We start from the raw sequence: 12,201 nt of genomic DNA, 5'->3' as shown, positions 1-12,201 counted from the left end.
CCGCGCGCCGCGCCGGATCGGCGCTTGCCGCCTGGGGGACGATCACGCCGGCCACGTGCATTGTCTTTATCGGTATCGCGGGGCATGAATGTTCTCGCAAAAGCAACCGGCCGGCGGCGACGCCGACCCCAAGGATGAGCATAACGGTCTCGCGCGCGGCGAAGCACCGTCTTGCGAAAAACCTGTTCGAGTTTTGAACGCGCCTCTTAACAGGGTTCTCACCGGAGCGCGATCAGCAAAAGCAAATGCGCCCGGAAAACCAGACATGGCGGCATCAAGTTTCATGGATTTGGCGCTTGCAGCCGCCGAAAAGGCCGGAAAGTCGGGCGAGGTGCCGATCGGCTGTGTCATCGTGCGGAACGGCGAAGTCGTCGCATCGGCCGGAAACCGCACGCTGACCGACCGCGATCCCACAGCGCATGCCGAAATCCTGGCGCTGCGGGCCGCCGCACACGCTATCGGCACCGAGCGGCTGACCGGCTGCGATCTCTATGTGACGCTGGAACCCTGCACGATGTGCGCGGCCGCAATCTCGTTCGCGCGGATCCGGCGGCTCTATTACGGGACGGCCGATCCGAAAGGCGGCGCGGTGGATTCCGGCGTTCGCTTCTTCGCCGCGCCGACCTGCCACCACCGGCCGGAAGTGTATCCCTCCGTCGGCGAAAGCCAAGCCGCGACGCTGCTGCGGGATTTCTTCAAGGCGCGGCGGTGAAGAACTGCTTCAGTGCCCTCGCGGTCTCGTCGGGCGCTTCTTCCGGCAGGTAGTGGCCTGAATTCACCGCGCCGCCCGTCACGTTTGCCGCCCAGACCCGCCAGGTATCGAGCGGCGTGGCCGAGGCCGCGGCGGCGATACCCGCATCGCCCCACAGCGCCAGCATCGGAACGGTGATCTTTTTGCCCGCTTCGAGATCGGCCTTGTCGAGCTCGAAATCGGCATGGGCGCCGGCGCGATAGTCTTCGCACATCGCATGGACCCGCGAAGGATCGCGGCACGGCGCGAGATAATGCTCGAGCGCGCGGGGATCGATGGCATCGAGCGTGCCCGATCCGGTCTGGCGCGCCATGGTCTGCTTCAGGAAAAAATCCGGTTGCCCGGTGATGAGTTTCTCCGGCAGCGGATCGGGCTGCGCAAGAAACGCCCAGTGATAGATTTTCAGCGCCGACAGCCGATTGAGGCGCGACCAGTAGTCGTAGGTCGGCAGGATATCGAGCACGGCGAATTTCGACAGCCGTCCGGGATGATCGAGCGCGAGCCGATAGGCGACGCGGCCACCGCGGTCGTGCCCCGCCAGCGCGAAATGCACGTGACCGAGTTTCTCCATAGCCTCAATCAAGGTTTCCGCCATCGCGCGCTTGGTATAGGGCGTGTGGTCCGCATCGCTCTCGGGCATGTCGGACCAGCCGTAGCCGGGCAGATCGGGAATGACGAGGGTGAAGGCCTCGGCGAGTTGAGGCGCCACCTTGTGCCACATCACGTGAGTCTGCGGAAAACCATGGAGCAGCAACAGCGGCGGCCCCTCGCCTCCGACGCGCGCGAAGATGCGGCCCGACGTGGTGTTGATCCATTCGGAGGCGTAACCGGGAAACAGATCGGCAAGGTCGGGCATGGCTGATCCCTTCATCTCCGGTATCCGAGCGGCACGTTCCGGAACGTACCTGACGCCGGATTCGAGACGATTGCGGCCGCCAATGCAACCCGTCGCAACAGCCGCACGGAATGAAACTATCCGCCGCTCTCCCGCTCAACCGCCCGGAATCCGATGTCGCGGCGGCAGAAGCCGTCGGGCCATTTGATGCGATCCACCGCCTCGTAGGCGCGCGCCTGCGCCTCTGCAACCGTCTTGCCCGAGGCGCAGACATTCAGCACGCGTCCGCCATTGGCGAGGATGCGACCGCCCTCCTCCTTCGTTCCGGCCTGGAAAATCTCCACGCCCTCGACCTTGGCTGCGTCGTCGAGCCCATCAATGGGCGTCCCCTTTGCATAGTCGCCGGGATACCCTTTCGCCGCCATGACAACGGTCAACGCCGGATCGGAAAACCAGCGCAGGCTGAAGTGGTTCAACTGTCCGTCGCAGGCCGCGAACAGCGCCGGCACGATGTCTCCCATCATCCGCAGCATCAGCACCTGGCATTCCGGATCGCCGAAGCGGACGTTGTATTCGATCAACTTCGGCCCATCGTCGGTGATCATCAGGCCTGCGAACAGCACGCCCTTGAAAGGTGCGCCTTTCGCGCGCATGGCGCGCAATGTCGGAAGAATGATCTCGTCCATGGTGCGGCGGCACATCTCGTCAGTCATGACGGGCGCCGGCGAATAGGCGCCCATGCCACCGGTGTTCGGTCCCTTGTCGCCGTCGAAGGCGCGTTTGTGATCCTGCGCCGTCGCCAGCGCCAGTGCGTGCTCGCCGTCGCACAGCGCGAAGAACGACGCCTCCTCGCCGCGCATGAACTCCTCGACCACCACTTGCGCGCCGGCCGCGCCGAAACCGCCCTCGAACATCGTGTCGATGGCCGCGTTCGCGTCCTCGACCGTCATCGCGACGACAACGCCCTTTCCCGCGGCAAGCCCGTCGGCCTTGATGACGATCGGCGCGCCGTTCGCGGCGATGTGGGCCTTCGCCGCCGCGGCATCGCTGAAGCGCTCATAGGCGGCGGTCGGAATGTTGTTGTCGCGGCACAGATCCTTGGTGAAGCCCTTCGAGCTTTCAAGCCGGGCTGCGGCTTGGCTTGGCCCGAACGCCTTGATGCCGGCTGCCGCGAGATCATCGACGATGCCGGCGGCAAGCGGCGCTTCCGGCCCGACCACCACCAGATCAATCTTGTTGGCCTTGCAGAACGCAATCACCGCGGCATGGTCGGCGACATCGAGCGATACGCATTCGGCGACGCGCGCGATCCCCGCATTGCCCGGCGCGCACCAGAGTTTCGTCAGCAGCACGGAGTCGGCGATTTTCCAGGCCAGCGCATGTTCGCGACCGCCGGAACCGAGCAGGAGAATGTTCATGGGCGACTGCCGATAAGGATTTTCGATGGTTGACCGACGCTTTAGCATGGTAAGGCGGAGGCGCAAGAGAAGGGAGCCAGATGCCCGCAGGCCCTGCACAATTATTGCCGAACGCGCCGGAATATACCGTCTCCGAACTGTCCTCGGCGCTGAAGCGCACCGTGGAGGATACTTACGGCCATGTGCGTGTGCGCGGCGAAATATCGGGCTTTCGTGGTCCCCACGCCTCGGGCCACTGCTATTTCGCGCTGAAGGACGAGAGCGCCAAGATCGAGGCGGTGATCTGGAAAGGCGTTCATGGCCGGATGCGGTTCAAGCCGCAGGAAGGCCTCGAAGTCATCGCAATCGGCAAGCTGACGACCTATCCCGGCTCGTCGAAATACCAGATCGTGATCGAGGCGCTGGAGCCCGCCGGAATCGGCGCGCTGATGGCGCTGATGGAGGAGCGCAAGAAGAAACTCGCGGCTGAAGGCCTGTTCGACGAAGCCCGCAAGCAACTGCTGCCCTGGTTGCCCGAGGTGATCGGCGTCGTGACCTCTCCGACCGGTGCGGTGATCCGCGACATCCTGCATCGGCTGGAGGACCGTTTCCCGCGCCGCGTGCTGGTCTGGCCGGTGCGGGTGCAGGGCGAAGGATCGGCGGAACAGATCGCGGCTGCGATCAAGGGCTTCAACGAGCTGCCCAAAAACGGACAGATCCCGCGTCCTGATCTTCTGATCGTCGCGCGCGGCGGCGGCTCGCTCGAAGACCTCTGGTCCTTCAACGAGGAGATCGTGGTCCGCGCGGCCGCCAACAGCATGATCCCGCTGATCTCCGCAGTCGGCCACGAGACCGATATCACGCTGATCGACTTCGCCGCCGACAAGCGGGCGCCGACACCGACCGCGGCGGCCGAAATCGCAGTGCCGGTCCGCGCCGACCTGTTTGTTGAACTCTCCAACCTCGCGGCACGCGCCATGGTCGGATGGCGACGCGGTCATGACGACAGGCGCACCGAATTGCGCTCGGCCGCCCGTGCGCTGCCGGAAGCAGGCGAGTTGCTGGCGATACCCAGGCAGAAGCTCGACGGCGCCACCGCCGCGTTGCCGCGTGCCTTGCGTGCGAGCACGCACCTGCATCATCGCCGCTTTACGCAAATCTCGAGCGGTCTCACGCTGCGCGTTCTGCGCGCGCAGGTCAGCCACGCCAAACAATCCGTCGCCACGACCGGCGCGCGGCTCGCACATTGCACCCGGGTGGTCTTGCGGCATCGCCGCGATCACTTCACCGGACTGGCTGTGCGGCTCACGGCTTCGCGCCTCGCCAATGCGCAGGCCCAACGCGCCCAGATCGCACGCGCCAACGAACGCACCCAGCGCCTCGCCGAGCGGGCGCGGCGGGCCCTCGTCACCTTGCTGCAGCGGCATGAGGCCCGCATCGCGCATTCCGGCCAGTTGCTGGCGGCGGTGTCCTATCGCGGCGTGCTGGCGCGGGGCTTCGCGCTGGTCCGCGACGATGCGGGACAGGCGTTGCGAAGCGCATCTGCGGTCGGGCCCGCGGCACGGCTCTCGCTCGAATTCGCAGACGGACGGGTGAACGCGACCGCCGACAGCGATCGATCGGATGTGACCGCGCCCGGCCCGAAAAGCCCGTCCAAGCCGGCGGCCGCCCGGCGCACGGTGAAGCCCGATCAGGGAAATCTTTTCTAGAGCATGATCCCGAAAAGTGGAAACCGGCTTTCGAAAAGATCATGCTCAAACAAAAAGATAGGCGATCTGATTCAACGCAGTTGAACCAGACTCCAGGTCTCTAACGCGCCAGCCAGCTCGCGACCCGGCTTTGCGAGTCCGCTCGCGCCTTGGAATCGGCTCCGATGTGTCCGCCTCCTCCGGTACCAGCATGGACGGGCGCATTCACCCTGTCGAAACCATGCCGGGCATTGGGGTAGACGACAATCCGGGCGAGCGCGCTGCGCCCGCGTGCATCGTCGACCATCTGCCGGCAGGCGGACGGCGAACTGAGGTCGTCCGCGGCGCCGATCAACAACAGCGTCGGAACGCGCGTGCTCCACCCCAGACGCGACGAAATCCTGCAGTCCGGATAGAACACCACAGCCGAACGAAAATCATCATGCCGGCCGGCCCATGCGATTTGCGGACGTACCGCCCACAAAACGGCGCTGGCGCCGTTGTCCCATCCGAGCAGACCAATACGCCCCTGGAGAACCCAGGGCTGCTGCATCAACCACTGTTGCGCGTCGCGGATATCGGCGACGCGCTCGCGGCGCGCGAATATCTTGCGCTGTTTGGGCTGGCATTGCTGACCGACGCCCCGCGAACCATAACTGTCCGGGAACAGAACGGCGTCGCCCGCCTTCAAAAACCGCTCGGCCCAGTCCAGATAGCGCGGCTGGATTTGCCCGCCGTGTCCCAGGCCACTGCAGCCATGCAGCGCGATGATCGTCGCGAACGGGCCGTCGCCTTCGGGTTTGTAGAGCAGGCCATGCAGCACGCCGCCGGTCCGCTGGATCGCGACCCTTTCGGGCTGGGGGGGACCGGACGCCGCGAACGCTGCGACGGTCGAAACAGACACCGCAATCGAGACAAATGCTGACAGCAGGCGCATATATCTTGCCGGACGATCTGGTATGCTGCAAAAAGGAAACCTGAATTCAGACCTATCATGTGGCCGGAGACGCAATTCATCACAAATCGGTGGGTTTGACGCAGCCATTTGCGAGCCTATCTTCGGAGAATAAAAAGCCAGCCGGCATGTTTGCAGGCAGGCGATTCGGGAGAGAGACGTGCTGAACAAATTTGGCCAGTCCGGCCAGGGCGAAGCGCGGGTGCAATATCTCGACGGCGATTTCCGCGTGCTTTCGGCGGGAACCTATGTGCGATGCGCGATCACCGACGCCCACATTCCGCTTGATGAGTTGAAGTACTGGAGCGTCGACCTGCAGGAGGCTTACGCGCTTCCCAGCGCGGTCCTGCAACGGCATTACCCGGACGCGCTCAAGGATTCGTCATAATCTCATCGCCGCGCCTGTGCGATCCGCTCCACGAGGAACGACCGCAGCGCCGGCTCGTCGTCGAACGCGAGCGTGACCGCGAAGGGAACGACGGCCTGAGCGAACGCTTTGAGGCTTTCGCCGTTGCGCAGCCGCGCCAGATCCTTTTCGGTCGTCACCAGCGCAAGACCGTCGCGCGCAGCAGCCTCCTGCAACTCCGTGATGTCGCGCTGCGAGAACGGATGATGATCTGAGAATGCCCGTTCCGCTGCCACATCGATGCCGCAGGCGCGCAGGCTGCGGAAGAACCGCGCGGGATCGCCGATGCCGGCGAAGGCATAGACACGCCTGCCGCGCAATGCCGCAATCGGCGCGTCATCGGGGACGAGCTTCGCCCGCAACACAAGGCCTCCCCTCGCATTGATGTTTGCCGCAACGCCGTCCGCGGCGGCGCCAAGGCCGACGATGACGAGCGCATCGGTGCGGGACAATTGCGCCGACAGCGGCGCGCGCAATGGCCCCGCCGGAAACACCCGCTTGTTGCCCAGGCCGCGGTCGGCGTCGATCACGATCAGCGAGACATCCTTTGATAGCGCCGGGTTCTGAAAGCCGTCATCCAGCAGGATCACGCTCGCCCCCAGCGCGCGAGCCGGTGCAATGCCCGCCGCCCGTTGTCGTGACACGATCACGGGGATCGTCCGCGCCATCATCAACGGCTCATCGCCCACTTCAGTGGCCGTATGCCGGTGCGCATCGACTTGCAGCGGACCGTGCAGCCGCCCGCCATAGCCGCGGCTGAGCACGACCGGCGTTTCGCCGAGCGAGCGAAGAATGCCGGCCAGCGCCATCACGGTGGGCGTCTTGCCGACGCCGCCAAGACCGTAGTTTCCGACACAGATGACGGGCACTCCGGCGCGGAGACCTTTCCGCATCAGCCGCCGCGCGGAGACCGCGCCGTAAAGTGCGCCAAGAGGCGCTAACAACTGCGACAGCAGCGATGACGGCCTGTGCCAGAAGGCCGGCTCACGCATCAGCCGCTCGCCTTTCCAGCCGCAACTGCAGAAGATACGGCTCGAGCGCGGCCAGCGTGCGCTCCAGTGCGCCGCCGAGCCGATCCACCACGTCAGCCGCAGCCGCCCTCGCGGCATCGCGGGCGGCGAGATCGCTGAGCAGATGGCCGAGATGCTTGACCAGCGCATCGCCGTCGTCGGCACGGCGCGCGCCCCCGGCGCGGTCGAGCGCGTCATAGACCTCGGTGAAGTTGAAGACATGCGGGCCGTGCACGATGGCGGCGTCGAGCTTGATTGCCTCGATCGGATTCTGGCCGCCACGCGGCACCAGCGAGCCGCCCATGAAAACGATCGGCGCCAGCCGGTAAAACAATCCCAGTTCGCCCATGGTGTCGGCGATATAGATATCCGTCCGCGCCGTCGGCAATTGCTCCAGCGAGCGTCGCGCGGCCTGCGCGCCGGACGCCGCGATCATGCGGGCGATCGCCTCGCCACGGTTGGGATGGCGTGGAACGATCACGGTCAGCAGCGAGGGGAAGTAAGCTGCCAGCCTCCGGTGCGCATCGAGGAGAATCTCCTCCTCGCCCGGATGGGTCGAGGCCGCCACCACCACCGGGCGGCCGCGCGTGACAAACAGCAAACGTTCCAGCCTGCCCTCGTCGGCCGGCGGCGCGCGCACGTCGAGCTTGAGATTGCCGGTGACGGTGACATTGCGACCGCCGAGCACGGCGAAACGCTCCGCATCGATTTCGGACTGGACGAGGAAGATGTCGAACCGGCCCAGCAGCGCCGCGATCGTTCCCGCCATCCTGCGCCAGCGCGGAAACGAACGCTGCGACATCCGCCCGTTGATGAGCACCATCGGCAGGCGGCGCGATGCGCCTGCCAGAATCAGATTGGGCCAGAGGTCCGATTCGATGAACAGCGCCAGACCCGGCCGCCAGTGATCGAGAAAGCGCGCGACGAAGCGCGGCGAGTCGTAGGGGATGTACTGGTGAATGATGTCCGGAGGAAATCGCTTCGCGACGACGGCAGCCGAGGTCACGGTGCCCGAGGTGAGCAGAATACGCAGGTTCAACGCCCGCAGTCGCTCGATCAGCGCGGCGACGGCCAGCACCTCTCCGACGCTTGCGCCATGGATCCAGACCAGCGGACCTGCGGGACGCGGTTGGCGGGCGATGCCCCGCCGCTCGTCGATGCGCGCGGGATCTTCCTTGCCTTGCTTCAGCCGGCGTTTCAAAAGCACGGGCGCGAGCGCGCCGGCCGCGGCGGACAGCCTGCGGTAGAGGCGCAGCGTCGCCGGCACCGGACTAGTACCCGCTTTCCGAAGTTCGTGAGACATCGCAGCACCTTCTTAACGAACTTCGGAAGGCAAAGGCTACCAGCAACTTTATAATTCCAGTACCGCTTTCGATTTGAAATTCCGAAACGAACCCGCTGCAGGTGCTGCGGGAATTTCAAATCGGCGGGACTAGTACCCGCTTTCCGAAGTTCGTGAGACATCGCAGCACCCGGCCTCGAGTTCGGGCCGGCCAATCCTGGCGTAAGCACGGCGCGTGGCGTCGTTCAGCGTCGCCTCGAGCCGGGCCCTCAGCGTCTCCATCATCTCGGCGTCGGCGTCGGCAGGCACCGAGATCGGCTCGCCGCCGACCAGGGCGCCGCGCCCGAACGGCAGGTTGATGGTGGTGTGGTCCCAGTTGTTCAGGCGGATGCAGCGGCTGGTCGCCATCGCAAACGGCATGATCATCCGCCCGGACTCGCGCGCAAGCATGATGACGCCGAGACCCGCAACGCGCGAGCGCTTCGGCACATCGGCGGTGAGCGCCACGTTGTAGTTCTCCTCGAGCGCGCGAACCATTTCCTTGAAGGCGCCGACCCCGCCCTTGCGATTGAACGCGGAGCCGTGATCGCCAGAGCCGCGGATGGTCTCGATGCCCAGCCGCTCCGCCGCCAGCGCATTGAACTCACCGTCGCGATGGCGGGAGATCAGCACCTTGCCGCGATGGTGCGCCCGCTTGATGAACGGCGTCATGAAATGCTGTCCGTGCCAGAACGCGAGGATGACAGGCATCTGCGGCTCGACGAGGTCGTAGACATCGTCCGGATCATAGCTGAATCGATTGGTTGTCCAAACCAGCCGCAGAAAGCCCGCGGCCAGGAGGCCTGCGAACTGCTGAAACCAGCGGGCGCGCAGCAGATTGCGGAGCAGCTTTCTCAAAGGGCGGGCTTCGTGTCTTGACCAGGATCGAGAAGCCGGTGGAGGTGCACGATGAAATACCGCATGTGGGCGTTATCGACCGTCTGCTGCGCCTTCGCCTTCCAGGCGACATAGGCCGATGCGTAGTTCGGGTACAGGCCGACGATCTCTACCTCGTCGAGGTTCTTGAAGGTCGTCTGCGCGAGATCGGCCAGTTCGCCCCCGATCACGAGGTGGAGCAATTGCTGAGGCGGAGTATCCGGCGGCATTTGCGCGTTGTCCTACTATGTCGGCGGCCGTCAGGCAAATATCCCGAAAGTCGGCACCCTCTTACGGCAGCGGCTCCCCCTGAAGATGCGCAAGAATGCGCGCGTGGCGAAGGCGCCCCGCCGCCAACAGCACGTCGTGCGTCACCTCGGCACGGTTATAGAGGATCGGCTCGCCCCCGAGCGACGTCAGTCTACCATTCGCCTCCTGCACGATCAAATCTGCGGCGGCGATATCCCAGTCGCGACTCTCGGCGCCGGCGAAGGCTGCGTCGATACGGCCGTCCGCGACACGGCATAGCCGCAGCGCCAGCGAAGCGATCCGCGGATGAGGCGCGGCATCGCTTCGGTCGAGCTTGTCCACAAGCGGCTTCGGTCCCGCGATCTTCGAAAAGTCCAGATCGTCGCCGGGCGTCGCCTGCACAGGCACGCCGTTGCAGGTCGTGCCCTGCCCGCGCGCGGCGAGGAAGAACTCGCCGGTGGCCGGCGCGAACACGGCCGCGAGCAGTGGCGAAGCGCGCTCGACCAGCGCGACGCTGACGCACCAGTCGTCGCGGCCGGCGATATAGCCGCGCGTACCGTCGATCGGATCGACGATCCAGACCCGCTGCCTGTCGAGCCGCGAGGGATCGTCGGCGCTTTCCTCCGACAGCCAGCCGTAGTCTGGCGTCGCCGCGCGCAACTTGTTTTCGATGAGATCGTTGACAGCGATATCCGCTTCCGACACCGGCGACGAGACACCCTTGGTCCAGGTTCGCAGCCGGGTGCGGAACATCGCGCGTGCCAGTTCTCCCGCCTCGCGCACCGTTTCGATCAACAAAGCGCGGTCCCGCGCCAAATCGTCAACACGGCTGTCAGTGGAGTGGGTTTGACGTTCGCTAACCACCTGACCGCAATCTCCCGATGCGAACGTCAAATCCAAAACTCCGCTGGAGCTTTATGGTGCTAGGGGTCCTTTTGATTTTGACATTCGAAAAGACGCTCGCTGAAACGGGATGCGAATGTCGGAATCGGACCACTAGCGCCCGCCAACCGTCAGCCCTTCGATGCGCACGGTCGGCGCGTTGGTCGCATAGCGGAAAGCAAGATCGTTGGCGGGCGTCAGCGACTTGAACATCTCGATCAGATGTCCAGCGATGGTGATCTCGCTCACGGGATAGGTGATCTCGCCGTTCTCGATCCAGAATCCCGACGCGCCGCGGCTGTAATCGCCGGTCACGCCATTGACGCCGGAGCCGATCAGGTCGGTGACATAAAAGCCCTGCTTGATGTCGGCGATCAGTTCACGCGGCGTCATCTGCCCCGCCTCGAGATGCAGATTGTAGGATCCCGGCGAGGGCGACGACGAGACGCCACGATGAGCATGACCGGTCGTCGTCAGGCCGAGTTCGCGCGCGGTCGCCGAATCCAACAGCCATGACGTCAGCACGCCATCGTCGATCACCGCCAGTTTTTTCGTCACGACACCTTCCGCGTCGAAGGGCTGCGAGCGCAGTCCGCGCACGCGCAGCGGATCGTCGACGATCCGGATCCCTTTCGCGAACAACTGCTGCCCGAGCCGGTCCTTTAGAAAACTGGTCTTGCGCGCGACCGACGCGCCGTTGGCCGCACCGACGACATGGCCGACCAGCGACCCCGCAACGCGCGGATCGTAAACCACCGGCACTTTGCAAGTGGCAACCTTGCGCGGATTGGCGCGCGCCACCGTGCGTTCCCCGGCGCTGCGACCGACGCTGGCCGCAGGCAGCAGGTCCGAGGCATGAAGCGCGGAGGAGAAATCGTAATCGCGTTCCATGGCGGTGCCGTCGCCGACGATCGCCATCATCGAGATGCCCTGGCTCGAACGCAGATAGGATCCGCGGAAGCCGGTGCTCGTCACGAGCACCATGCCGGCGATGCCGGCCGACGCCGAGGCGCCGCCCGATTTGGTCACGCCCTCGACCGCAAGAGCCGCCGCCTCGGCTTCGACCGCGCGGCGCTCGAGTTCCGCCGTCGACGGCGTCACCCGGTCGAGCAGATCGAGATCGGGAAAATTCCGCGCCAGCAATGCAGGATCGGCCAGCCCGACATATTGATCGTCGGGCGCAACGCGCGCCATCGCGACCGCGCGTTCGGCGAGTTTCGCGACGTTGTCGCCGCCGACGTCGTTGGTCGAGACCGTGGCCTGCCGCCGTCCCACCAGCACGCGCAGTCCGACGTCGTCACTCTCCGAGCGTTCCGATTCCTCGACGCGTCCGTCGCGAACCTCGACGCCTTGCGAAACGCCGCGCACCGCGACCGCATCCGCCGCATCGGCGCCCGCGCGCTTCGCCGCCTCAACCAGTCGCTCGGCGAGTTCGCTGAGCGCGGATTGATCGAAGAGTTCGGATTCGGCGGATTTCGGTAATGATGTGTTTGGTGAAGAGATCACGAACAAAATCCCGGGAATTCGACAAGACCGGAGCGCCAGCGGTCCCATCATGAGATGTGCTTATTTTATGCGGACTTCAAGCATTCAATGAAGCGGGCCTCGAAGATTATCCGCGCTCCGGCAAGGACCCGTCAAGCATGTCGGCGAAGGGTCTGTCAATCATGCGCGCGGATGAGGCGGAAGGTACCTTCGATTAACCAGCCTTTTTAAGCAAATCCGGACCGCGCGCTGGCATGCTCTCGCCCATCGACCGGGAACATAATCCCGGCGGGGAGACCAAGCCGTGAGGCGTCAAACATCAACAGGTGGACCGGACTCCGCCGGG

Annotated in this window: 13 protein-coding genes; 4 read left to right on the top strand and 9 right to left on the bottom strand. The window is 65.0% G+C overall.

The window, feature by feature from the left end:
• Together ACS3WB_RS16080 and ACS3WB_RS16075 are read left to right on the top strand one after the other, a co-directional pair.
• Positions 1–197: hypothetical protein (locus tag ACS3WB_RS16080; RefSeq protein WP_438276477.1), on the top strand; the 197-nt coding region annotated here is incomplete at its 5' end.
• Between the two features lie 68 nt (positions 198–265).
• Positions 266–712 (top strand): nucleoside deaminase, encoded by a 447-nt coding sequence (locus ACS3WB_RS16075; RefSeq protein ID WP_438276476.1) that lies wholly within the window; start codon positions 266–268, stop codon positions 710–712.
• On the opposite strand, the gene ACS3WB_RS16070 is transcribed toward ACS3WB_RS16075, so the two are convergent.
• Together ACS3WB_RS16070 and purD are read right to left on the bottom strand one after the other, a co-directional pair.
• Complete coding sequence (locus tag ACS3WB_RS16070) at positions 696–1,607, bottom strand: alpha/beta fold hydrolase (protein ID WP_438276479.1); 912 nt, start codon at positions 1,605–1,607, stop codon at positions 696–698. The genes ACS3WB_RS16075 and ACS3WB_RS16070 overlap by 17 nt on opposite strands.
• 116 nt (positions 1,608–1,723) lie before the next feature.
• Positions 1,724–3,004, bottom strand: a complete 1,281-nt coding sequence (purD, locus tag ACS3WB_RS16065) for a phosphoribosylamine--glycine ligase (protein WP_438276475.1) — start codon at positions 3,002–3,004, stop codon at positions 1,724–1,726.
• An 80-nt stretch (positions 3,005–3,084) separates the two neighbouring features.
• On the opposite strand from purD, the gene xseA reads away from it, so the two are divergent.
• Positions 3,085–4,692 carry an exodeoxyribonuclease VII large subunit gene (gene xseA / locus ACS3WB_RS16060; protein WP_438276474.1) on the top strand — a complete coding sequence of 536 codons (1,608 nt, stop codon included), beginning with the start codon at positions 3,085–3,087 and terminating at the stop codon, positions 4,690–4,692.
• A 100-nt stretch (positions 4,693–4,792) separates the two neighbouring features.
• Here the strand turns inward: xseA and ACS3WB_RS16055 are convergent, their stop codons facing one another.
• Positions 4,793–5,608, bottom strand: coding sequence for a dienelactone hydrolase family protein (locus tag ACS3WB_RS16055; RefSeq protein ID WP_438276473.1), 816 nt, complete (start codon positions 5,606–5,608; stop codon positions 4,793–4,795).
• A gap of 178 nt (positions 5,609–5,786) precedes the next feature.
• On the opposite strand from ACS3WB_RS16055, the gene ACS3WB_RS16050 reads away from it, so the two are divergent.
• Entirely contained in the window at positions 5,787–6,014 is a 228-nt protein-coding gene (locus ACS3WB_RS16050; RefSeq protein ID WP_438276472.1) for a DUF2093 domain-containing protein, read from the top strand.
• A gap of 2 nt (positions 6,015–6,016) precedes the next feature.
• Here ACS3WB_RS16050 and lpxK read toward each other — a convergent pair whose 3' ends face one another.
• From lpxK to ACS3WB_RS16020, 6 genes are all read right to left on the bottom strand, one after another.
• Positions 6,017–7,024: a tetraacyldisaccharide 4'-kinase gene (gene lpxK, locus ACS3WB_RS16045; RefSeq protein ID WP_438276471.1), complete on the bottom strand. Its 1,008-nt coding sequence runs from the start codon at positions 7,022–7,024 to the stop codon at positions 6,017–6,019.
• On the bottom strand, positions 7,017–8,345 hold the full coding sequence (locus ACS3WB_RS16040) for a 3-deoxy-D-manno-octulosonic acid transferase (protein WP_438276470.1): 1,329 nt from the start codon (positions 8,343–8,345) through the stop codon (positions 7,017–7,019). The genes lpxK and ACS3WB_RS16040 overlap by 8 nt, the downstream gene beginning before the upstream one ends.
• A gap of 129 nt (positions 8,346–8,474) precedes the next feature.
• Complete coding sequence (locus ACS3WB_RS16035) at positions 8,475–9,221, bottom strand: lysophospholipid acyltransferase family protein (RefSeq protein ID WP_438276469.1); 747 nt, start codon at positions 9,219–9,221, stop codon at positions 8,475–8,477.
• Positions 9,218–9,469, bottom strand: coding sequence for a DUF4170 domain-containing protein (locus ACS3WB_RS16030; protein ID WP_438276468.1), 252 nt, complete (start codon positions 9,467–9,469; stop codon positions 9,218–9,220). Before ACS3WB_RS16030 ends, ACS3WB_RS16035 begins: the two co-directional genes overlap by 4 nt.
• A gap of 61 nt (positions 9,470–9,530) precedes the next feature.
• Positions 9,531–10,352, bottom strand: a complete 822-nt coding sequence (locus ACS3WB_RS16025; protein ID WP_438276478.1) for a 3'(2'),5'-bisphosphate nucleotidase CysQ — start codon at positions 10,350–10,352, stop codon at positions 9,531–9,533.
• Between the two features lie 132 nt (positions 10,353–10,484).
• Positions 10,485–11,876: a TldD/PmbA family protein gene (locus ACS3WB_RS16020; protein ID WP_438276467.1), complete on the bottom strand. Its 1,392-nt coding sequence runs from the start codon at positions 11,874–11,876 to the stop codon at positions 10,485–10,487.
• Positions 11,877–12,201: the final 325 nt, after the last annotated feature.

Source organism: Nitrobacter sp. (genome assembly GCF_051535215.1).
Taxonomy (GTDB): Bacteria; Pseudomonadota; Alphaproteobacteria; order Rhizobiales; family Xanthobacteraceae; genus Nitrobacter.
This window is presented reverse-complemented; position numbering and strand designations above follow the sequence as displayed.